The sequence below is a fragment of the Dechloromonas hortensis genome, assembly GCF_009469765.1.
Classification (GTDB): Bacteria; Pseudomonadota; Gammaproteobacteria; order Burkholderiales; family Rhodocyclaceae; genus Azonexus; species Azonexus hortensis.
On record NZ_SSSQ01000002.1, the window covers coordinates 361,297 to 381,705 of the forward strand.

At 65.2% G+C, this 20,409-nt stretch carries 20 protein-coding genes; 12 read left to right on the top strand and 8 right to left on the bottom strand.

Annotated features, from left to right (window positions below; genetic code table 11):
- Positions 1-4: 4 nt before the first annotated feature.
- The 5 genes from GH663_RS04990 to GH663_RS05010 are packed head-to-tail and all read right to left on the bottom strand — an operon-like array spanning position 5 to position 3,220.
- Positions 5-1,246: a hypothetical protein gene (locus tag GH663_RS04990; RefSeq protein ID WP_153130577.1), complete on the bottom strand. Its 1,242-nt coding sequence runs from the start codon at positions 1,244-1,246 to the stop codon at positions 5-7.
- 12 nt (positions 1,247-1,258) lie between these two features.
- Positions 1,259-2,014, bottom strand: coding sequence for a hypothetical protein (locus GH663_RS04995; protein WP_153130578.1), 756 nt, complete (start codon positions 2,012-2,014; stop codon positions 1,259-1,261).
- Between the two features lie 58 nt (positions 2,015-2,072).
- Positions 2,073-2,612 carry a hypothetical protein gene (locus GH663_RS05000; RefSeq protein WP_153130579.1) on the bottom strand — a complete coding sequence of 180 codons (540 nt, stop codon included), beginning with the start codon at positions 2,610-2,612 and terminating at the stop codon, positions 2,073-2,075.
- The gene (locus GH663_RS05005; RefSeq protein ID WP_153130580.1) at positions 2,609-2,887 is read right to left on the bottom strand and encodes a DnaJ domain-containing protein; all 279 of its coding nucleotides are present in this window, start codon (positions 2,885-2,887) and stop codon (positions 2,609-2,611) included. The genes GH663_RS05000 and GH663_RS05005 overlap by 4 nt, the downstream gene beginning before the upstream one ends.
- Before the next feature lie 48 nt (positions 2,888-2,935).
- Entirely contained in the window at positions 2,936-3,220 is a 285-nt protein-coding gene (locus GH663_RS05010) for an integration host factor subunit beta (RefSeq protein WP_066880312.1), read from the bottom strand.
- A 145-nt stretch (positions 3,221-3,365) separates the two neighbouring features.
- Here GH663_RS05010 and GH663_RS05015 point away from each other — a divergent pair, with 145 nt between their 5' ends.
- From GH663_RS05015 to GH663_RS05045, 7 genes are all read left to right on the top strand, one after another.
- On the top strand, positions 3,366-3,749 hold the full coding sequence (locus GH663_RS05015) for a hypothetical protein (protein ID WP_153130581.1): 384 nt from the start codon (positions 3,366-3,368) through the stop codon (positions 3,747-3,749).
- 101 nt (positions 3,750-3,850) lie between these two features.
- Complete coding sequence (locus GH663_RS05020) at positions 3,851-5,068, top strand: TolC family protein (RefSeq protein ID WP_153130582.1); 1,218 nt, start codon at positions 3,851-3,853, stop codon at positions 5,066-5,068.
- A gap of 14 nt (positions 5,069-5,082) precedes the next feature.
- Positions 5,083-5,586 carry a hypothetical protein gene (locus GH663_RS05025; protein ID WP_153130583.1) on the top strand — a complete coding sequence of 168 codons (504 nt, stop codon included), beginning with the start codon at positions 5,083-5,085 and terminating at the stop codon, positions 5,584-5,586.
- Positions 5,583-6,695: an efflux RND transporter periplasmic adaptor subunit gene (locus GH663_RS05030; protein ID WP_153130584.1), complete on the top strand. Its 1,113-nt coding sequence runs from the start codon at positions 5,583-5,585 to the stop codon at positions 6,693-6,695. Before GH663_RS05025 ends, GH663_RS05030 begins: the two co-directional genes overlap by 4 nt.
- Before the next feature lie 8 nt (positions 6,696-6,703).
- Positions 6,704-9,808, top strand: coding sequence for an efflux RND transporter permease subunit (locus tag GH663_RS05035; protein WP_153130585.1), 3,105 nt, complete (start codon positions 6,704-6,706; stop codon positions 9,806-9,808).
- A 25-nt stretch (positions 9,809-9,833) separates the two neighbouring features.
- Positions 9,834-10,205, top strand: coding sequence for a hypothetical protein (locus GH663_RS05040; RefSeq protein ID WP_153130586.1), 372 nt, complete (start codon positions 9,834-9,836; stop codon positions 10,203-10,205).
- Positions 10,206-10,223: 18 nt separating this feature from the next.
- The gene (locus tag GH663_RS05045; protein ID WP_153130587.1) at positions 10,224-10,703 is read left to right on the top strand and encodes a DUF411 domain-containing protein; all 480 of its coding nucleotides are present in this window, start codon (positions 10,224-10,226) and stop codon (positions 10,701-10,703) included.
- 36 nt (positions 10,704-10,739) lie between these two features.
- On the opposite strand, the gene GH663_RS05050 is transcribed toward GH663_RS05045, so the two are convergent.
- A complete protein-coding gene (locus GH663_RS05050) occupies positions 10,740-12,497 on the bottom strand; it encodes a sensor domain-containing diguanylate cyclase (RefSeq protein WP_153130588.1) in 1,758 nt (585 codons plus the stop codon).
- Between the two features lie 162 nt (positions 12,498-12,659).
- On the opposite strand from GH663_RS05050, the gene GH663_RS05055 reads away from it, so the two are divergent.
- Entirely contained in the window at positions 12,660-13,388 is a 729-nt protein-coding gene (locus GH663_RS05055; protein WP_153130589.1) for a DUF2189 domain-containing protein, read from the top strand.
- Positions 13,389-13,417: 29 nt separating this feature from the next.
- Here GH663_RS05055 and GH663_RS05060 read toward each other — a convergent pair whose 3' ends face one another.
- Positions 13,418-14,311, bottom strand: coding sequence for a LysR family transcriptional regulator (locus GH663_RS05060; RefSeq protein ID WP_153130590.1), 894 nt, complete (start codon positions 14,309-14,311; stop codon positions 13,418-13,420).
- A gap of 103 nt (positions 14,312-14,414) precedes the next feature.
- Here GH663_RS05060 and GH663_RS05065 point away from each other — a divergent pair, with 103 nt between their 5' ends.
- The 3 genes from GH663_RS05065 to moaE all read left to right on the top strand — a co-directional run bounded on the left by GH663_RS05065 (position 14,415) and on the right by moaE (position 17,790).
- Positions 14,415-15,587: an MFS transporter gene (locus GH663_RS05065; protein WP_153130591.1), complete on the top strand. Its 1,173-nt coding sequence runs from the start codon at positions 14,415-14,417 to the stop codon at positions 15,585-15,587.
- A 165-nt stretch (positions 15,588-15,752) separates the two neighbouring features.
- Positions 15,753-17,327: a peptide chain release factor 3 gene (locus GH663_RS05070; protein WP_153130592.1), complete on the top strand. Its 1,575-nt coding sequence runs from the start codon at positions 15,753-15,755 to the stop codon at positions 17,325-17,327.
- Position 17,328: 1 nt separating this feature from the next.
- Positions 17,329-17,790, top strand: a complete 462-nt coding sequence (gene moaE, locus GH663_RS05075; RefSeq protein WP_153130593.1) for a molybdopterin synthase catalytic subunit MoaE — start codon at positions 17,329-17,331, stop codon at positions 17,788-17,790.
- Between the two features lie 135 nt (positions 17,791-17,925).
- Here moaE and GH663_RS05080 read toward each other — a convergent pair whose 3' ends face one another.
- Positions 17,926-19,380 carry an MFS transporter gene (locus GH663_RS05080; RefSeq protein WP_170291340.1) on the bottom strand — a complete coding sequence of 485 codons (1,455 nt, stop codon included), beginning with the start codon at positions 19,378-19,380 and terminating at the stop codon, positions 17,926-17,928.
- A gap of 85 nt (positions 19,381-19,465) precedes the next feature.
- Between GH663_RS05080 and GH663_RS05085 the strand changes: the two genes are divergently transcribed.
- On the top strand, positions 19,466-20,404 hold the full coding sequence (locus GH663_RS05085) for a LysR family transcriptional regulator (RefSeq protein ID WP_153130595.1): 939 nt from the start codon (positions 19,466-19,468) through the stop codon (positions 20,402-20,404).
- The last annotated feature ends 5 nt before the right edge of the window (positions 20,405-20,409 follow it).

The following is a 20,409-nucleotide window of genomic DNA, read 5'->3' on the forward strand; positions in this document are numbered from 1 at the left end:
CGGCTTAGCGGCTGCTTCCCTTCCAGCTGCCGACGCAGTTCTGTTTGAAGTATTTCAGGGCCCGCTCCATGTAGGCGTCGGGCATTTGCGGATCGTTGTCGGCGAGGTGGATTTCGGCATCCGGCTTCAGGTCCTGCGCCCACATCGCCTTCAGGTCTTCCCGTTGCTCGAAGGGGGCGTAGGCGTCGATGAAGGCGAGCACGGCGTTCGAGTCGAAGCCATTCGCCCGGAAGGACTGGATGATCGCCTTTGCTTCCTTGAGCAGGGCGGCCGCTTTCGGCGGGTGGCCGGTGGCGACGTTCAGGAAGATGGTGGCGAGTACGGCCGGGTCGTCGGCATCGCCTTTGGTGATGCGGACCCATTCGCGGGCGACCAGCTTGTCGTAGGCGACGACATCCTCTTCCGGCACTTCGCGGACGAAAAATGCCCCCTGCGCTTCGGCGTGCAGGATTTCATCGACTGACTTGTCCGCCGCCTTGAGGCGGGGCAGGGTGCTGTCGATGAATTCCTGCAGCGACTGCCGGGTCAGTGCGGCAAACGCTTCCGGCGCTTCGCGCAGAAAGGCGTCGAGGCTGCTCGTCTTGTACTTGAACGACTTCTTGCGCAGCGCTTCGACCAGTTTGACGAACTGCGTCTTCGACGGCATTTCCAGGGTTTTCGGGCCGACGTAAAGCACCAGCATGGCGGAGCGGATGACTTCCTCGGCGCTGAAATTCTCGTACTCGTCCGGCTGCGTGTTGAGGCGCCGTGCCAGCCAGCGCGCGAAATCGATGCGCATCTGGTTGGCCTGGCACTGGCTGACCTGCGCCCGGTAGGTGGTCAGGCTGAGCGGGAAGGCGAAGCTGCGTTCGTTGACGAAAAGCTTCTGGGCCGCCGGGTCGGTCTGCCGGGCGTGCAGGCTGGTGTCGCCGGGCATGGCGTGCAGGCGTTTCAGCATCTCGGAGCCACCACGCGAATGCGAGAGCAGGGTGTTGTCGCGCAGCGAGAGGGCGGCGGCGCGCAGGTCGCCGTTGGTGCTGTCTTCGAGATACAGGCTGATCAGGTTGGCCATCCGCGCCACCGCCGTTTCCAGATCGGTGCGCAGGTAGGCGGTCCCGAAATGGTCGGCAATCTGGACGATCCCTTTGGGCGCATCGGCCTCGATCTTCTGCAGGTTGTCCCGGCTGAGCAGCCCGTGTTCCAGCCCGTAGCGGATGGCTTTCTCGAAGAAGGGACGGTTGTCGACAATGGCAACTGAATTTTTCACGTCATCACTCCCTTACAGTGCCGATTCTTCTTCCTCGGCGGCCGCATTCGGGCTCGGCTGCTTGTCGGCCGCGACGCCTTCTTCGAGATCCTCGACGTGGCGAGTCAGGCGGTCGCGCAGGGCGATGACGATCTGTTCGAAGATGTCCGGCAATTCGTAGCGCAGTACCCACGCCGTTTCCATCCAGTCGTGGTCGGCGATTTCGGCACGCGGCACTTTCGGGCGGGAGCTGGTCAGCGAATTGCCCTCATGCAGGGCTTCGTCGATCTCCTCGATCTTCTCGTTCAGCCAGGAGATCGATCGCGATTCGAGGCCGCGTTCGCTGTTGAAGTCTTCGGAAAACTGGCCGCTCATCGCAAAGTCGAGCAGTTCCTCGTCGCGTTCGGCGAAGTAATTGGTCAGTGCCTCGTAGCCGCCATCGATCTCGCCGATTGCTTCGAGGTATTCGGCAGTCATGTCCTCGTCGCGGTAGATCACGGCATTCATCATGCCGTGCAGGGCGGCGTGGGTCTGGTCGCGATAGCGCGCTTCGAGCACGACGGCGCGGGCGAACTGCTCCGGGGTGACCAGCATGTTGACGACCGACTGCTTCGAGCCATCGAAGCCGCGCATGATCGCCAGCAGGTCTTTCGGCGGCACATCGTTCAAGACGGTGACCAGGGCGTCGTCGCCCTCGGTGTCGGCCAGGGTGGCCAGCGCGGTTTCCGCGCCGCTCAGATCGCCGGCCAGAATCAGTTGGGAGGCCTTGGTTACAACTGGATGTGTCATGAAATGCCCTGTCAATAATTCGAATTTTTGTGTACTGCTGCTGCGGCTTGGCGCCGGCTCAGGAATTGCGCGAATCGAAGCCCTGTTCGGCCAGCCAGTCGTTGCCGGCCTCGCCGAGATCCCGATCTTCGTCGTCGCCATCCTCGTCGTCGCCTTTCTCGCGACCGGACTCATCCTCTTCAGCCGTGGCGACGGGGGCGGCGGTATCGAACTGGCGAATGTATTCCAGGCAGGCGGCGGTCACCATGAAGGATTCGCCGGCGCCTTCGCTCAACACGGCGGCGAGGTAGGGGGCGGCCCAGGCTTCCAGCGTCAGGCTGGCCGAGAGAGCGTCCCAGGTCGGGAAGTCGTCATCGTCCGGCTCGCAGTTCACGGCAGCGGCCATCGCCTTGGTGTTGGCGAAGGAGAAGGCGTTGTAGAAAACGGGCACCACCATTTCCGGGCAGAACTCGATCATCGGCAACAGCGACTGCAATTCCTGGCGCTTTTCCTTCAAGCGGGTTTTCAGCGCCGGGCTGCCTTCCGAGTCGGTCAGCAGGTCCTGAATCTCGGCGTCGTAGGAGAACGCCAGTTCGGAAAAATAATAGGATTTTTTCATTTTTGTAGGTTTCCCAAGTAGTTTGTCCAGATTTCACGCGCCACCACCAGGGGCTGATCAATCAAGCTCGTGCGCCGGGTTTCGTCGTAAACCTTGCGCCGATCGGCATCGGTCAGGACTTCGTAGGCTTCCTGCACGGCCCTGAATTTGGCCGCCGCATCCGGCTCCGGATTGCGGTCGGGGTGAAACTGCGCCGCTTTCCTGCGGTAGGCGGTCTTGATGTGCTCCACGCTCGCGTCCGGCGCGACACCCAGTAGTCCGTAATAATCTTTCATAGTGCCTTTGTCAGTATTTTGCTGGCCGACGCATCGACCCGCGCGGGCTCATTCCGGGCGCGCGATCAGCGCCCGCAATTCCTTGCCGGGCTTGAAGTGGGGCGCGTATTTGCCGGGCACCGCGACCTTTTCGCCGGTTTTCGGGTTGCGGCCGATACGGGGCGGCCGGTAGTTCAGCGCAAACGAACCGAAACCGCGAATCTCGACCCGGCCGCCGTTGGCCAGCGTGCGGGTGATCGAATCGAGAATTTCGCCGACTGCCAATTCGGCATCCGGACGAACCAGTTGGGGAAAGCGCTGCGCCAAAGTGGCAATGAGTTCAGATCGAGTCATGGCGCAATTTTACGATAGCCGGCGGTAAGCTCGCTCAAACAATACATATTTCCGTGTAAAACCGCGTTCCGGGCAGCGGGCCACGGCCCGGTTTTTTGATCTGCCTTACTTTCGAAATCGCTAGCCGTCGGCTATAGTCCGCTTCATGCACGCGCTGCTTCGTCTCCTTTCCCGTTATCTGCTGTTGGTCATGCTGGCCACGGTCTTCTCGCCGAGTTTCGGCTGGGAGGCGGTGCAGGGCATGGAGGCGCACGACGACATGGCGGCCATGCAGGCACACGATACCGGTGCGCTGGCGGCCGACGAGGCGTGCAGCGATTGTCCGGGCCACGAACACGATAGCTGCCCGGATACCCTGCATCACTGCTGCCCCGGCCATGTGCTCGGTCATTTGCCGGGCCATATCGCCGATGGCCTGAGTCTGGCTGTGCCGGCCGATGGCAGTGCTGCGGTCGACGCGGAAAAAAACCGTTTTTCGACGCGCATCCCCGAAGGGCTCGAACGCCCTCCCAGAGCCTCCGCCGCCTGATCGTCGGCGGTTCGCCAGTCATTTTCCCTTGAGTTTTTGACAGCCTTTTCGGGCTGTTCTGGTCAGCCGCCGGTTGTGTTTCCATCAGCCGGAGAATTGCCATGCGTATCCATTCCTGGATCGCCCTTTGCCTCGTCGTGGCGCTACCTGCCCACGCCGAACCCAATCCCACACTGGCCGGGGCCTTTGCCGCCGCCTGGGGGCGCCAGCCTGTCGCTCAGGCGCTGGCCGAACGCGAACGGGCGGCGCAAGCCCGCCGCTCGGCCGCCGATGCCTTGACGCCCGAACCGCCGAGTCTCGAACTCGGCGGCCGGAGCGACCGTTTCAACCGCGACCGCGGCAACGCCGAATATGAAGTCGGCCTCGCCTTGCCGCTGTGGCTGCCCGGCGAGCGCGGCGGCAGCCAGGCCGTGGCCGATGCCGAAATGACGGCGGTGGCCGGCCGCGCAGCCGCACTGCGCCTGCAACTGGCCGGCGAAGTTCGCCAGGCCTGGTGGGCGTGGCAGCAGGCGCGCAACGAACAGGCGCTGGCCGACGAGCGGGTGACGGCGGCCCGCCGCCTGCGCGACGACGTGGCGCGGCGGGTGGCGGCCGGCGACCTGGCGCGGTCCGACCAGCATCAGGCGGATGGCGCCCTGGCCGCGGCCCTGGCCGTTCAGGCCGAAGGGCTGGCGGCTGCCGATGCGGCGCGCCTGCAATTGCAGACGTTGACCGGTCAATTGCCCGGCGAACCGGTTTTCGCCAGCGAGAGCGCGGTGGCCGAAACGCAGACCGAAAACCTGCTGGCCACGCATCCCCGGCTGAAGAACCTGGAGAACCTGGGCGATGTTTCGCGACGCAGCCTGGAACTGGCCCGCACGCGCAGCCGGGCGACGCCGGAAATTGCCGTGTCGACGCGGCGCGAGCGCAGCCTGGCCGGCGAGGCGATGGAGCAGACCTGGGCGCTCGCCCTGCGCATTCCGTTTTCCTCGGCGCCTCGGCAGGATGCCCGGCTGGCCGAGGCCAATGCCGACCTGATCGAAGCCAGCCTTGGTGCCGAGCGCGAACGCGAGCGGCTGGCGCAGGAAGTGGCCGCAGCGCGCAGCCGGCTCGGCGCGGCGCACGCCCAACTGGCGGCCAGCGACGAGCGGGCCCGGCTGGCCCGGGAAAGCCGGAGCTTCTTCGAAAAATCCTTCCGCCTCGGCGAAACCGATCTGCCGACCCGGCTGCGCATCGAGCAGGAGGCCTTCGAGGCCGAACGCCAAGCCAGCCGCGCCCGGATCAACCAGGCGCAGAGCTTTTCCGCTTACCGGCAGGCGCTTGGCCTGCTGCCCGAATAAGGGAGAAAAATGCAATGAAAAAACTGATTTTCGGGCTGTTCACCGCAGCCATCGTCGGGTTCGGGTCGGTGCAGGCGGCCGAGCTGCCGACACCGATCCCGGTCGTCGTGGCCGAGAGCGAGGTCTTCGAGATCGTCGGCCGGCTCGATGAAAAAGGCTTCGTTTTCCATATCGACCGCAGCGCCAGCAACGCTCCGGTCCTTGACGCCAAGCTCGAGGTCGAGGCGGATGGTCGCCCGGCACTGGCCCGTTTTCGCCCGGAGAGCGGCGATTACCTGATCGACGATGCGGCCTGGCTGACGCCCTTGCGGACGCCGGGCGAGCATGTCCTGGCCTTCACCCTGCTGGCTGGCGAGGAGAGCGATTTGCTGAGCGCCGATTTTGCCGTTTTACCGGCGTCGACCGCAGGAACCGGCGCTGTTTCGGGTCTGACCGTTCCGCTGGCGGTCGCCGCCCTACTGGTCCTGGCCGTACTGGGCTGGCGCTTCAGCCGGCAGCGTAAAGGAGATCTGGCATGAAACGACTGAGCTTGTTGATCGCCGCTGCGCTGCTGGTCGCCCAGCCGCTGCTGGCCCATGAAGGCCACGAGCATGGCGACGCGAAGAAGGTCCTGCCGAACCTCGGCGATACGCCGCAACGCCTGCCCGATGGCGTGGTTTTCCTGCCCAAGCCGGCGCAACGCCAGATGGGCGTGCTGACGCTGAAAGTGGTGGAGCAGGATCTGCCGCGTAGCATCGAGTTGCCGGGCAAGGTGATCATGGACCCGCACCTCGGCGGTCGCGTCCAGGCGATGATCACCGGCCGCATCGAGCCGGCCGGCGAGCACGGTCTGCCGAGCGCCGGCAGCCGGGTCAAGAAGGGCGACGTGCTGGCCTGGGTGGTGCCGGCGGCCGGGCAGATCGAACGTTCCAACCAGTCGGCCTTGTTGGCCGAACTGAAGGCCAGTCGCCAGCTGGCCGAAAAGCGCCTGCATCGCCTGAACGAGCTGGCCGATACGGTGCCGCGCAAGGAGATCGAGGCGGCGGAAAGCGAAATCCTCAGCCTGAACGGACGGATCGCCGCCGTCGGCAGCGGCCTGTCGGGGCGCGAGGCGCTGGTCGCGCCGGTGGCCGGCATCATCGCCGCCAGCAATGCGGTGGTCGGCCAGGTTGTCGAGTCGAAGGAGCTGGTTTTCGAGATCGTCGATCCGGACAGCCTGCACATCGAGGCACTGGCCTACGAGCCGCTCGAATTGGGCGAGGTGGCTTCGGCCAGCATTGCGCTCGGTGGGCGGGCGGTGCCGCTGAGCTTCATCGGCGCCAGCCGCCGGCTGCGCGAACAGGCCTTGCCGCTGCTCTTCGAAAACCACGCAGTCGGCGCCGGCTTGGCGCTGCCGCTCGGCCAACCGGTGAAAATCCAGGTTTTGCTGCGGTCGACCGTCAAGGGGCTGCCGATTCCGCAGAAGGCGCTGGTCCGCAGTCAGGCCAACGAGTTGATGGTCTGGGTCAAGGAGTCTCCCGAACGCTTCGTGCCGCGCCCGGTACGCACCCAGCCGTTCGACGGCGTGCAGGTGATGGCGGCGGACGGCTTGAAGCCGGGTGACCGTGTCGTCATCGACGGCGCCGGGCTGATCAACCAGATTCGCTAGGAGCGGCCATGTTCCAGTGGTTATTGCAAAAGAGCCTGGCCAGTCGCTTGCTGGTGCTGGTCGTCAGCCTGGTGCTGATGGGCTACGGCGCCTTCCAGGCCGGCCGGCTACCGGTCGATGTCTTTCCCGATCTGAACAAGCCGACGGTGACGCTGATGACCGAAGCCGGCGGCATGGCGCCGGAGGAGGTCGAGCAGCTGGTCAGCTTTCCGCTCGAAACGGCCTTGAACGGCCTGCCCGGCGTCGCCTCGGTGCGCTCGGTGTCGAGCCCCGGCCTTTCCTTCGTTTATGTCGCCTTCGACTGGGGCATCGACCTCTATCGCGCCCGGCAGATGGTCAGCGAACGGCTGAGCGCGCTGCAGGGCGTCCTGCCGTCGACGGTCGTGCCGCTGATGGGGCCGATCTCGTCGATCATGGGCGAAGTGATGATGCTTGCCATTCCGCTCGATGCGGCCAACGGCGACCCGATGCGCGCCCGCGAGTACGCCGACTGGGTGCTCCGCCCGCGCCTGATGGCGGTGACCGGGGTGGCCCAGGTCATCCCGATCGGCGGCGAGGTGCGGCAGTTTCAGGTGCAGCCGGATACCCGGCGCATGGCCGACCTTGGCATTTCGCTCGACCAGCTGGAGAGCGCCTTGCGCGGTTTCTCGGCCAATACCTCGGGCGGCTTTCTCGAACTGAACGGCCGCGAATACCTGATTCGCCATCTCGGCCGGACCTCGCGCCTGGACGACCTGCAGAACCTGGCGCTGACCGCCCGCAACGGCCAGTCCATCCTGCTCCGCCAGGTTGCCGGCGTCGCCTTCGCGCCGGCCATCAAGCGCGGCGATGCCGGTTTCAACGGTGCGCCGGCCGTCATCCTGAGCATCCAGAAACAGCCGACGGCCGATACGGTCGACCTGACCCGGCGCCTGGAAAGCGCCCTGGCCAGCATGAAGCAGAGCCTACCTGCCGGCGTGCTGGCGCCAAGGGTGATTTTCCGCCAGGCCGATTTCATCGAGGCTTCGCTCGGCAACCTGCAGGCCAAGCTGCTGCTTGCTGCCTGCCTGGTTGCCGCCGTACTCTTCTTCTTCCTCGGCAATCTGCGCACCATGCTGATCTCGCTGACCGCCATTCCGCTGTCGATCCTGATCGCGGTGCTGGTCTTTCGCTGGTTCGGGCTGTCGATCAACACGATGACGCTGGGCGGGCTGGCGATCGCCATCGGCGAACTGGTTGATGACGCGGTGGTCGATGTCGAGAATATCCTGCGCCGTCTGCGCGAAGCCTCGGCCCGCGGCGAGCCGTTCCGGGTGCGCGAGTTGGTGGTCAAGGCTTCGCTCGAAGTGCGCTCGGCCATCGTCTATGCGACGCTGATCATCGCGCTGGTCTTCGTCCCGCTGTTCGCGCTGCCCGGCATCGAAGGGCGGCTGTTCGTCCCGCTCGGCATCGCCTACATCGTCTCCATCCTCGCCTCGCTGCTCGTTTCGGTAACGGTGACACCGGTCTTGTCGTACTACCTGCTGCCCAAGCTGGCGGCCGGGGCGCATGGCGACACCCGGCTGGTCGGCTGGCTGAAAAGTAACTATCAGCCCTTGCTCGAACGCGTGCTGGCGGCGCCACGGCGGCCGGTGGCTGTGGCCGCCGTCGCCGTCGTGCTGGCCGGCAGCGCGGTGCCGTTTTTCCCGACCACTTTCCTGCCGCCGTTCAACGAAGGTTCGATGACGGTCAGCCTGCGCCTCAACCCCGGCGTCACGCTGGCCGAGTCGGTGCGCGTTGCCAGCCAGGCCGAGCGGCTGCTGCTGACGGTGTCTGAGATCGAGCACATCGGCCGCCGTTCCGGGCGGGCCGAGCTGGACGAGCATGCCGAAGGCGTCCATGTCTCGGAGCTGGAAATCCGCCTGAAGCCGAGCGACCGCAACAAGGAGGCGATCTATGCCGACATCCGGCAGCGCCTGAAGGATCTGCCGGCCAGCCTTAATCTCGGCCAGCCGATTTCGCACCGCATCGACCACATGCTGTCCGGCGTCCGGGCGCAGATCGCCATCAAGATTTTCGGCGAGGATCTCGACACCCTGCGCGCTCAGGCGACCCTGCTCGGCAAGCGTCTGCAGCAGATTCCCGGGGTGGCCGATCTGGAAGTCGAAAAGCAGGTGCTGGCGCCGCAGATCAAGGTGCGGGCCGATTTGGCCGCCGCCGCCCAGTACGGGCTGTCGTCGGCGCAGTTGCTGCGCACCTTGCAGACCCTGGTCGGCGGCGAAAAGGTGGCGCAGATCGTCGAATCCAACCGCCGCTTCGATCTCGTCGTCCGCTTGCCGGAAAGCGGACGTTCGCTCGACGGCCTGCGCAACCTGCTGGTCGAGACGCCGGCCGGGCCGGTGCCGCTGTTCCGGCTGGCCAGCATCGAGGATGCCGACGGCCCGAACCAGATCGCCCGCGACGACGGCCGCCGGCGCATCGTCATCGCGCTCAATGCGCAGGGCCGGGCGCTGTCCGAAGTGGTCGCCGACATTCGCGCCGTGACCGCCGAGTTTGCGCTGCCCGAAGGCTATTTCATCACCCTCGGCGGCCAGTTCCAGGCGCAGGAAGAGGCGGCGCGGCTGATCGCGCTGCTCGCCCTCGGCTCGACGGCGCTGATCTTCATGGTGCTCTACAGCCGGTACCGGTCGGCGCTGCTGGCCGGGCTGATCATGGCCAACGTGCCGCTGGCGCTGATCGGCGCCGTCTTCGGCCTGTGGCTGTCCGGGCAGCCGCTGTCGGTCGCGGCGCTGATCGGCTTCATCACGCTGGCCGGCATCTCGACCCGCAACGGCATCCTGAAAGTCAGCCACTACCTGAACCTGATGCGCTTCGAGGGCGAAAGCTTCTCGATCCCGATGATCGTCCGCGGTTCGCTGGAACGCCTGACGCCGGTGCTGATGACCGCGCTGGTCGCCGCCTTCGCGCTGGCGCCGCTGCTCTTCGAAGCCGAACAGCCGGGCACCGAGATTCTGCATCCGGTCGCCGTCGTCATCTTTTCCGGCCTGGTCGGCGCCACGCTGCTCGACACCTTTGTCACCCCGGCGCTGTTCTGGCTATTCGGTCGCGCCGCGGCCGAGCGCCTGCAGCGCGAACAGTTCAACGAAGCACTCTGATCAATCAACCTTAGGAGAAACCACCATGAAAAAGCTGCTTGCCGTTTTTTGCCTTTTTTCGCTGTTCACCGCCGGAGTCGCCTCGGCCCATGAAACCCACGGTCAGCCGCAATACGGCGGCGTCGTTGCCGAAGCCGGCATGGCCCAGTTCGAGATCGTCGCCAAGGATGGAAAACTGACGGTCTATGTCACCAACCATGGTGCACCGGTCGATACCGCCGGCGCCAGCGGCAAGCTGACCGTGCTGGCCGGTAGCGCCAAGTCCGAAATCGACCTCAAGCCGGCCGGCGACAACCGCCTGCAAGGGACGGGCAGCCTGGCCAGCGGCGCCAAGCTGCTGGTCAATGCCCAGTGGCCGGGGCAGAAAGCCCTGCAAGCCCGCGCCGTCGCCCGCTAATTGTTGGAGGAAACAACCATGAATGCATCAGGTATTGCCCGCCGTCGTCTGTTATTCGCCGGTCTGGGCCTGGGGGCGAGTCTCGCCCTGCCGCAAGTCGTCGGGGCAGCGCCGCGCGGTCCGCTGGTCGAGGTCTGGAAAGACCCGAACTGCGGTTGCTGCGGCGACTGGATCAAGCATATCGAGGACAGCGGCTTCGCGGTGCGTGTCTTCGATACCGGCAACCAGGCGGCCCGGCAACGCTTCGGCCTGCCCGAGCGCTACGGCTCCTGCCATACGGCGCGGGTTGGCGGCTATGTCGTCGAGGGCCATGTACCGGCCAGCGACATCCGCCGCCTGCTGGCCGAAAAGCCGGCCGCGCTCGGCATTGCCGCGCCGGGCATGCCGGTCGGCTCGCCGGGCATGGACGGGCCGGTCTACGGCGGTCGGCGCGATGCCCACGACGTGCTGCTGGTGCTGCGCGACGGCAGTTCCCGGGTTTTTGCCAGCTATCGCTGAGCCGGCGCTGTCCTGCCGGGCGCCGCTCCGGCGGACTCAGGTGTTTTCAGCCTGCAGGTCGCCGGCAACCCGGTTCCGGCCATTTTGCTTGGCCTGATAGAGCCACTGGTCAGCTTCGCGAATCAACTGGTCGAGCGATTCATGTTCGCCAAGCTGGGCGATGCCGAAGCTGGCTGAGAGCTTCATCGGATAGCCGGTCGGGCCGAGCTTCAGGCCCTCGATTTCGGCCCGCAGCCGTTCGGCGAGCTGGGCGGCCTGGCGGGCATCGGTGTCCTGCAGCAGCATGACGAACTCCTCACCACCCCAGCGGGCGGCGATGTCGCTGTTGCGGCAGGCCTCTGCCAGGCGCCGGGAAACGGCGGCCAGCACCTTGTCGCCGGTGGCATGGCCATGGTTGTCGTTGATGCTCTTGAAATGGTCGATGTCGGCCATGATCACTGATAGCGGACGCTGGTTGCGCAAGGCGGCGCTCCACAGCGGCCCGGCATGTTCGAAAAAGGCGCGCCGGTTGAGCAGGCTGGTCAGCGGGTCGGTCCGCGCCAACTGTTCGGCCTGCAGCCGGGCCTGCTGGTGCTGGCGCATCCGGTAGGCGAGGGCCAGGGCGAGCAGGATGCCCTCGAAGACCACACCCCAGCCGGCGGCATGGAAGGCGAGCGTGCTGTAGGGCAGCCCTTGCCAGACGGCGAGGGCAGTCGTCGTACTGCCGAGCAGCGTGGTCAATGCGGCGGCGATGAAATAGCGGCCGGCGACCCGCCCGTGGCGAATGGTGATGATGCCGAGCCAGACCATGGTCACCGAGAAGATCAGCACGAACAGGAAGGCGATCGTCACCGCGGCTTGCGGGCTGCGCAGCAGGACGGCGCCGAAGATCAGGCCGAGGATGGCGACAATCAGCCAATAGACCAGGCGATGGGCGAGCGGTGCATGCTGGCGCAGATTCAGGAAGCCGCTGGCGAAACGCAGGCCGAGGCAACTGAAAGTGACCATCAGCAGCGGAATGGCGTATTGCTGAAAAATGGCTTGGCCGGGCCACAGCCAGGCATAGGCGTGACCTGTGTAGGCCAGGTGGAGAATGACGAAGCTGCCGAGATAAAGGGTGTAGTCGAGATAGCCGCGTTCGCGCAGGCCGATGAAGAGCATTGCGTTATAGGCGATCAGCGCCAGCAGGAAACCGTAGAGCAGGCCGTAGCCGTAATCGTGCTGCTCTTTGAGGGCCGCCGCCTGCGCTGTGTCGAGCAGGCGTAGCGGGGTGAGCAGCGGGTCGGTGGTGGCCAGGCGCAGGTAGATGTCGTTGCGGCCGGGCGGCAACTGCAGGTCGAACACGTAGCCAAGGCCGGGCAGCGGGTGCTGGAAGGCGGCGTCGCCGTCGCCGGCCAGCCATTGGCCGATGAGCGCCGTGCCCTGGGTGTGATAGACCTCGATCCGGTCCAGCCAGGAGATTTCGAGTTGCAACTGGCGCCGTACGTCCTGATCGCTGTCATTGCGAACGGCCAGGTACAGCCAGACCGGCGGCGAACCGATGCCGAATTTCGGCGCAGTCTGCTCGGTAGAGGTGAATTTTCCCTGCTGCTGTTGGGCAATGACTTCCTCCAGCGTCAGCGCTTGCTCCGTTTCCGGCAGGATGCCGAGATAGCGGCCCAGCGCCTGATCGGGCAGCGCGCTCAGGGCGGGGGCTTCGGCACGACTTGTCGATGCCAGCGCGAGCCAGAGCAGCGCGAGCCAGATCCAGCAGGAGCGTTCTGGCAGGCAACCGGCAGGGCGAGCATGCGACAGGGGGCGGAGCAGGCTGGGCATGGCTGTTAGGATAACGGCACAAGCCGCCTGTTTGCATGAACTTTTACCGAAATTCACGCATTGGTCATGCTGCGAGCCGCAGAATGTTTGATCTGCATTGATGACCTGGCGGCGCTGATCGACTAGGCTGGGCGCTCCCCCATCCTTTTTCTGCCTGTCATCATGCCTATCCAATCCTTCAGCAGCGCGACAATCTGGTGGGCATTGGCCGATGGCTGGCGGCTGGCCAACGCTACACGCGGCGTCAGCATCGCCTATTCGCTGATCTTCGTACTGGCCGGCGGGCTGATTCTCGGCGGCTTGCTGCTCCAGGGCTGGACACCGTTCGTGATCGCCGCGGCCGGCGCCTTCATGCTGATCGGGCCGGTCATCCTGGCCGGCTTTTATGGCATCGCCGGCGCCTACGAGCGGGGCGAGCGGGTTGCGTTCGGCAACGTGCTGACCGGCTTTGGTGCGGCTTCGCGGGCGCTCTGGGCGCTGGCCTTGGTCTGCGGCCTGCTGTTCATGATCTTCGTCACCGACGCCGCCATTCTCTATGCCTACATGCTCGGCCAGACCCCCGTCTGGGTGACTGATCTGACGACGGCGGCCGGGGTCTTCAAGTTCTTTCGCTGGGCCTCCGTCTCCGGCCTGGTGGTGGCCTTGCTGCTGTTCGGCGTCTCGGCGTTTTCCGTGCCGCTGCTCTGCGAGCGGCGGGCCGGGCTGGTCGAGGCGGTCGTGCTCAGCGTCCGTATCGTCTTCGGCAGCTTTCCGGCCGCCATGCTGTGGGCGGCCGTACTGGCCAGCCTGACCATCGGGAGCGTGCTGCTCCTGCCCGTGCTGCCGCTGACCTTGCCCTGGCTGGCCTACGCCAGCCGCGCGCTGTACCGGCAGGTGGTGCCGCTCGCCTGAGGCCGGGCTTGTTGCCTGGCGGCAAACCTTTACAGCAGGGTGGGCAGGCGGCTGGCCAGGAAGTCGAGCAGGCAGCTGATGCGGGCCGAGAGGGCGGTATTGCGGTAATAGACGGCGTGGATGGGTTGATGGGTGGCGACTGTGGCGCTGCTCAATAGCTCGACCAGGCGGCCCACCTCACGGTCAGCACGGCTCATGAAATCGGCCAGGCAGACTATGCCTTCACCGGCCAGCGCCAACTGGCGCAAGGTTTCGCCGCTGGAGGCGGCGATGGCAGGGGTGATCGGCCAATCGCTCGCCTCGTCCTGACGTAGCGGCCAGCTATTCAACGAGGTTGGCGGAATGAAGCCGAGGCAACTGTGCCGTGCCAGTTCAGCCGGCGTTTCCGGCCGGCCGCAGCGCGCCAGATAGGCCGGGGTGGCGAGAATGCGCAGGCGGCTTTGACCGAGCGGGCGGGCATGCAGGGTCGAGTCCTGCAGACTGCCGATGCGGATGGCGACATCGGTGCGTCGTTCGAGCAGGTCGATGAACTGGTCGTTGCTGGTCAATTCCAGTTCGATGGCCGGATAGGCCCGCCGGAAGTCACCGATCAGCGGCGCAATGACGTGCAGCATGAACGGTGAGGCGGCATCGACCCGCAGCCGGCCGGCTGGCGCCTGGCTGCGGACGAGCAGCAACTCTTCCGCTTCATCGATGGCGTCGATGATTTGCCGGGCACGGCCGAGAAACAGTTTGCCTTCCTCGGTCAGTTCGATGCGTCGAGTCGTGCGGTTGACCAGCGTGGTGGCGAGTTTTTGTTCCAGGCGAGCGAGAGCGCGGCTGATGCCGGAAGTGGTCTGGCCCAGTTGCTCGGCGGCGGCGGTGATCGAACCGCAGTCGATGACGCTGGTAAAGGCTTGCAGTTCTTCCGTGCTGATTTTCATATTGTTGATTTTTAATCAAGTATGTTTGGCATATAACCCGCTTTTTCGGCAAGAGTAAAGCGAGGAGACTGCGCCCTTCGCCATCTTGACCGGAGCCTTCTCCATGCCTATCGCTCTCCTGGCGCTGACTGTCAGCGCTTTTGCCATCGGAACGACCGAGTTCGTCATCGTCGGCCTGCTTCCGACCATCGCCGGTGACCTCGGCGTCAGCCTGCCGTCGGCCGGCCTGCTGGTCAGCCTCTACGCCCTCGGCGTCGCTGTCGGTGCCCCGGTATTGACCGCGCTGAGCGGCCGCCTACCGCGCAAGTTCCTGCTGCTGGCCCTGATGGCCTTGTTTACCGTCGGCAACCTGCTGGCCTGGCAGGCGCCCGGCTACGAGACGCTGATCGCGGCGCGCATCCTGACCGGCCTGGCGCACGGTGTCTTTTTCTCGATCGGCTCGACCATCGCCACCAGCCTGGTGGCCAGGGAAAAGGCGGCGAGCGCCATTGCCATCATGTTCACCGGCCTGACTGTCGCCCTGGTCACCGGTGTGCCCCTCGGTACCTTCGTTGGTCAGCATTTCGGCTGGCGCGCCACCTTCCTGGCCGTGTCACTGCTCGGCGTGCTGGCTTTCCTGAGCAGTCTGTTGTTCATTCCCGGCAACATCCGGCACCAGGCACCAGCTTCCCTGCTGCGTCAGCTTGAGGTGCTGACCAAACCGCGCCTACTGCTGGTTTACGCCAAGACGGCACTCGGCTACGGCGGCTCCTTCATCGCCTTCACTTTCCTGGTGCCGATCCTGCAGGATGTCAGCGGCTTCAGTGCCAACGCAGTCAGCCTGGTGTTGCTGGTCTACGGCGTCTCGGTGGCGGCCGGCAATATTTGGGGTGGCAAGCTGGCCGACCGGCATGGCCCGATCCGTGCGCTGCAGGTGATCTTCCTGCTCCTGGCGCTGGTGCTCTTCACGCTGACCTTCACCGCTTCGCACCCGTGGCTGGCGCTGGCGACGGTGATGGTCTGGGGCGCGGTCGCCTTCGGTAACGTTCCCGGCCTGCAGGTCTATGTCGTGCAACAGGCCGAGCGCTACGCGCCGCACGCGGTGGACGTCGCTTCCGGCCTGAATATTGCTGCTTTCAACATCGGCATCGCCGGCGGTGCTTGGCTGGGCGGTCGTATCGTCGCCGATGCCGGCTTGATGAATACGCCCTGGGTCGGCGCGCTGGTGGTGCTGGCTGCCCTGGCGATCACGACCTGGAGCGGCCGTCTGGATCGCCGGACCCTGGCTGTCGCCTGACGTTGTTCCGGATTTGGCGCCGCACCGGGATCAGGATTGCGGCGCCCGGCGGGGCTTGCCACGAGCGCGGGAAGTGTCGCGGCAAGGGCGGCCGGCGCGAGTTGGCCGGCAAGGGGGCTGGTCGCAAAGGTATAATCGCCGACTTTCCGCTTTTTGAAGCCTGCCGTGACTGCTCTCGACACTGAAATCGCCCGCCGGCGTACTTTCGCCATCATTTCCCACCCTGACGCCGGTAAGACGACGCTGACCGAAAAGCTGCTGTGGTTCGGCGGCGCCATTCAGGTGGCCGGCGAAGTGCGCGCCCGCAAGGCGTCGCGCCATGCGACCTCGGACTGGATGGAGCTGGAGAAGCAGCGCGGCATTTCGGTGACCTCGTCGGTGATGCAGTTCCCCTACCGCGAATGCATGATCAACCTGCTCGACACGCCGGGCCACGAAGACTTTTCGGAAGACACCTATCGCACGCTGACCGCCGTCGACTCGGCGGTCATGGTGATCGACTCGGTGAATGGCGTTGAAGCGCAGACCATCAAGCTGTTGAACGTCTGCCGCATGCGCGACACGCCGATCCTGACCTTCATCAACAAGCTTGACCGCGAGGGCAAGGAGCCGATCGACCTGCTCGATGAAATCGAGTCGGTGCTCGGCATCCAGTGCGCGCCGATGACCTGGCCGATCGGCATGGGCAAGCGCTTTCGCGGCGTTTACCACCTGTACGACGACGCCATCGCCTTCTTCGATCCGCAGGCCGAGAAGGGTACCGCCGAGATCATCCAGGGCCTCGATAACCCGCGTCTCGACGAGCTGATCGGCTCGCAGGCCGACGAGTTGCGGGTTGATATCGAACTGGTCCGCGGTGCTTCGCATGCCTTCGATGCCGAGGCCTACCTGGCCGGCAAGCAGTCGCCGGTCTTCTTCGGTTCGGCGGTCAACAACTTCGGCGTGCAGAGCCTGCTCGATGCCGTGGTTGACCTGTCGCCGGCGCCGATTGCCCGGCCGGCCGTGTCGCGCCGGGTCGAGCCGAACGAGCCGAAGTTCTCCGGCTTCGTGTTCAAGATCCAGGCCAACATGGACCCCAAGCACCGTGACCGGATCGCCTTCCTGCGCGTCTGCTCGGGCAAGTTCGAACGCGGCATGAAGGTCAAGCAGGGCGCGGGCGGCAAGTCGCTGGCAGTCAATAACGCCATCACCTTCATGGCGCGCGACCGTAGCACGACCGACGAAGCCTATCCGGGCGACATCATCGGCATTCCGAACCACGGCACCATCCGCCTCGGCGAAACCTTCACCGAGGGCGAGGACCTGCGCTTCACCGGCATTCCGTCCTTCGCGCCGGAGCATTTCCGTCTGGCCCGGATCGCCAACCCGCTGAAGATCAAGCAGTTGCAGAAGGGCCTGCAGCAGCTGGCGGAAGAGGGCGCCACCCAGTTGTTCCGGCCGCTCTCCGGCAACGACATGATTCTCGGCGCGGTCGGCATCCTGCAGTTCGACGTCGTCGCCAGCCGCCTGGAGAACGAGTACGGCGTCAAGGTCATCTTCGAAAGCTACAACTGCTCGACGGCACGCTGGATTCACGGTGACGCCAACGAACTGCGCCAGCTTTCCGACCGCTACAGCGCCAACGTTGCGCTGGATGGCGCCGATGACCCGGTCTACCTGGCGCCGAACAATGTTTACCTGAACATGGTCAAAGAAAAGTACCCCAATCTGCGCTTCCTCGAAGCGCGCGAGGTGATCTGAGATGAGTGTCCGGGTTCAGGAAGCGGATTTCGATGTTGGTGCAGAGCTGGCCGCGTTGCGTGCCGGCGACGCCCGCGTCGGCGCCTTGGCCAGTTTCCTCGGTCTGGTGCGCGACCTGAACGATGGCGCGACGGTGTCGGAAATGACGCTGGAGCACTACCCGGGCATGACCGAGAAGGCGCTTGAGGAGATCGTCGCCCAGGCCAAGGGCCGCTGGGAGATTTACGATGCGCTGGTCATCCATCGCGTCGGGCCGCTTAAGCCCTGCGACCAGATCGTGCTAGTCGCGGTGACCAGTGCCCATCGCGGCGAAGCCTTTGCCGCCTGCGAATTCATCATGGATTACCTGAAGACCCGCGCTCCATTCTGGAAGCGCGAAGCGACGCCGGACGGCGGGCGCTGGGTTGATGCCCGCGAAACCGATGACAACGCCGCTGCCCGCTGGGAAAAGCACGCCGGCTGACGGCGCCTTCGCTTTCTGCCCTTTAGGGAAACGCTGAAATATTCGTCATCCCCGCGCAGGCGGGGATCCAGTTCGTTGATTTTTCTGGATTCCCGCCTGCGCGGGAATGACGAATCGGATTTAATCAGTTCTTCCTTAGCGGAAAGTCCGTTGCATGAGGACGAGCGCCACCACCGGCAGCATGCCGACCGCCAGCCAGAAAAACAGTTCGCTGCTGGCCAGCGTCAGCGGGCTGACCAAACCGGCGCTGGCGCCGGACAAGCCATGCAGGGCCTGCGCCCAGCCCGGATGCATGCCTTCCGGTTGCAGGGTTAGCTGGCGGGCATAGAAAAACTGCAGTCCGGCGGTCGACAGCGCCACACTCGAAGAAATGCCCAGTTGACGGACGATGTTCTTGACCTGGTAGCCGTGCGAGAAAACGCGGGCCGGCAGTTCGACGAAGGTGCCGAAGGCGATCGGACCGATATAGAGCGGAATGCCGATGCCGCAGAGCAGGGCCGGGAGCAGCAGCAGGTGCCAGTCGTCCAAGCGGCTGGCCTGGCTGAAGGCGAGGCTGCCGATCGCGAACAGGGCCAGGCCGCTGAGCATGTAGGTGCGCAAGCGTGGCCGATGGCGCGCTGCCATGGCATGCAGCAGGGCGGTGGCGACACTGCCGGCCATGCTGAAGCTGAGGACCAGGGCGGTCGTCGTCAGCGACAGGCCGAGGCCTTCCTTGAAGAAGATCGGCAGCAGGAAGCCGCTGGCGCCGATCATGAAATAACCTGAGAAATAAAGACCGATGCCGAGCAGGTAGCGCCACTGGAGCAGGCCGCGATAGTCGATCAAGGGCTTGTCCTTCTTCCATTGCCGTGCGGCGAAGACGGTCAGCGCGACGATCGAGGCGAGGCCGATGGCGAAGACCTGGCCATGCGAGGAAGCGCCGTCGCCGGGAATGGCCTGGATCGCGTATTGCAGGCCGAAGATGCCGAGCACCAGCCAGAGCAGCCAGCCCCAGTGTTCCTCGCTGCGTTCGGCCGGGGGAACGGTGGCGCGCGACAGATGCGGACCGGCGAGCCAGGCGATGAGCAGGCTCAAGGGCAGCATGCACCAGAAGATCGCCTGCCAGCCGAACAGGCCGAGCAGGAGTGCGGCGGCGAGCGGGGCCAGGGCCGAGGCGCCGAGCAGGCTGCCGATGAAGCAGAGCAGGCCGTGAAAGCGCGCTTCGGCCGGCAGCCGGTTGATCTCCATGCGGCCGGCGGTAAAGAAGGTGGCGCCGCTGGCGCCCTGCAGCAGCCGGCCGACGGCGAACTGGGCGAAGCCGTCGGCGGTCGCCGACAGGATGCCGCCGAGCGCGAAAATCGCCAGCGAGCCGAGGATGAAGGTCCGGTAGCCCAGCCGCTCGACCACCCACTGATGCTTGTAGAGCATGAAGATCGAGGCCACCCCGTACAGCGTGTAGGCCAGCGCGAACTCGCCCGGACTGAGGCCGAGCCCGGCCATGATGCCGCTGGCCGCGAACATGACCAGGCCGGTTTCGAAGAACTCGACACAGGTGATGGCGGCAATGCTGCGCAGCAGGGCGCGGGCGTTGAGAGCAGGGGGGCTTGGCATCGGCAGCAAGGGGGCGGGAAGACTGGTCAGTGTAAGGCTTGTTGGTGGATGCATTAAATCGATTGATCTGATCTAGACTATCGATATGAGTGATATTGATTACCTTGCCTTCCGTCGCCTCGACCTCAACCTGCTGGTCGCCTTCGATGCCCTGCTCAGCGAGGGCGGCGTCAGCCGGGCGGCGGCCCGGCTGTGCATCGGCCAGCCGGCGATGAGCCATGCGCTGAGCCGCCTGCGCGAACTGTTCAAGGATGACATCCTCTACCGCGAGGGCGGTGCGATGCAGCCAACCGCCCGCGCCCTGGCCCTGGCGCCGCGCATTCGCCAGTTGCTGGGCGAGGTGCAGGCGGTGGCGCTGGCCGATGCCGAATTCGATCCGGCGACGGTGCAGGGCAATTTCCGCCTTGCCTTGAACGACCCGCTCGAAGCCTTGCTGCTGCCCGGTCTGGTTGCCCGTCTGCGCGCCAAGGCGCCGGGCCTTAGCTTGTCGGTGCGGCCGATTCCCGCCTCGCGCCAGCTGGAGCATCTCGATCAGGGCAATATCCGGCTGGCGGTCGGCCATTTTCCGAGCGTGCGTGACGTGCATGAGGCGCAATTGCTCTATCGCTCGGGATTTTGCTGCGTCTATAACCCGGCCTTGCTGGCCATGCCGTCACCGATCCGGCTGGCCGACCTGATGCGCTACCCGCACATCCATACCAGTTATACGGGCGATGAGCCGGGGCTGATCGATCAGGTGCTGCACAAGGCCGGCCTGAAGCGGCATGTCGTGGCGCAGGCTGCCTCGCCGCTGGCGATTCCGTTTGTCGTCAAGCAAAGCCCGCTGCTTGCCGTGGTGCCTGATCTGGTCGCCCGCCTGTTTGCCGCCCATGCCGATCTGGCGATCAAGACACTGGCGGTGGACGGGCTGGATTTGCCGATTTCCCGGGTCATGCACCGGCGGGACCGGTCGGACCCCTTGACCCGCTTTGTTGCCGAGCAGGTCGAAAGTGCCGCGCTGGCCTTGTTTGCCAGCGCGGCCTGAACGAC

Excerpts from the sequence above, each read along its gene's own strand:
- GH663_RS05010 (WP_066880312.1), bottom strand. The coding sequence starts at position 3,220 with ATGACTCGATCTGAACTCATTGCCACTTTGGCGCAGCGCTTTCCCCAA.
- GH663_RS05045 (WP_153130587.1), top strand. The coding sequence starts at position 10,224 with ATGAATGCATCAGGTATTGCCCGCCGTCGTCTGTTATTCGCCGGTCTG.
- GH663_RS05065 (WP_153130591.1), top strand. The coding sequence starts at position 14,415 with ATGCCTATCGCTCTCCTGGCGCTGACTGTCAGCGCTTTTGCCATCGGA.
- GH663_RS05085 (WP_153130595.1), top strand. The coding sequence starts at position 19,466 with ATGAGTGATATTGATTACCTTGCCTTCCGTCGCCTCGACCTCAACCTG.
- GH663_RS05080 (WP_170291340.1), bottom strand. The coding sequence starts at position 19,380 with ATGCCAAGCCCCCCTGCTCTCAACGCCCGCGCCCTGCTGCGCAGCATT.
- GH663_RS05050 (WP_153130588.1), bottom strand. The coding sequence starts at position 12,497 with ATGCCCAGCCTGCTCCGCCCCCTGTCGCATGCTCGCCCTGCCGGTTGC.
- moaE (WP_153130593.1), top strand. The coding sequence starts at position 17,329 with ATGAGTGTCCGGGTTCAGGAAGCGGATTTCGATGTTGGTGCAGAGCTG.
- GH663_RS05055 (WP_153130589.1), top strand. The coding sequence starts at position 12,660 with ATGCCTATCCAATCCTTCAGCAGCGCGACAATCTGGTGGGCATTGGCC.
- GH663_RS05020 (WP_153130582.1), top strand. The coding sequence starts at position 3,851 with ATGCGTATCCATTCCTGGATCGCCCTTTGCCTCGTCGTGGCGCTACCT.
- GH663_RS05060 (WP_153130590.1), bottom strand. The coding sequence starts at position 14,311 with ATGAAAATCAGCACGGAAGAACTGCAAGCCTTTACCAGCGTCATCGAC.
- GH663_RS05035 (WP_153130585.1), top strand. The coding sequence starts at position 6,704 with ATGTTCCAGTGGTTATTGCAAAAGAGCCTGGCCAGTCGCTTGCTGGTG.
- GH663_RS05030 (WP_153130584.1), top strand. The coding sequence starts at position 5,583 with ATGAAACGACTGAGCTTGTTGATCGCCGCTGCGCTGCTGGTCGCCCAG.
- GH663_RS05040 (WP_153130586.1), top strand. The coding sequence starts at position 9,834 with ATGAAAAAGCTGCTTGCCGTTTTTTGCCTTTTTTCGCTGTTCACCGCC.
- GH663_RS04995 (WP_153130578.1), bottom strand. The coding sequence starts at position 2,014 with ATGACACATCCAGTTGTAACCAAGGCCTCCCAACTGATTCTGGCCGGC.
- GH663_RS05000 (WP_153130579.1), bottom strand. The coding sequence starts at position 2,612 with ATGAAAAAATCCTATTATTTTTCCGAACTGGCGTTCTCCTACGACGCC.
- GH663_RS05015 (WP_153130581.1), top strand. The coding sequence starts at position 3,366 with ATGCACGCGCTGCTTCGTCTCCTTTCCCGTTATCTGCTGTTGGTCATG.
- GH663_RS05025 (WP_153130583.1), top strand. The coding sequence starts at position 5,083 with ATGAAAAAACTGATTTTCGGGCTGTTCACCGCAGCCATCGTCGGGTTC.
- GH663_RS05005 (WP_153130580.1), bottom strand. The coding sequence starts at position 2,887 with ATGAAAGATTATTACGGACTACTGGGTGTCGCGCCGGACGCGAGCGTG.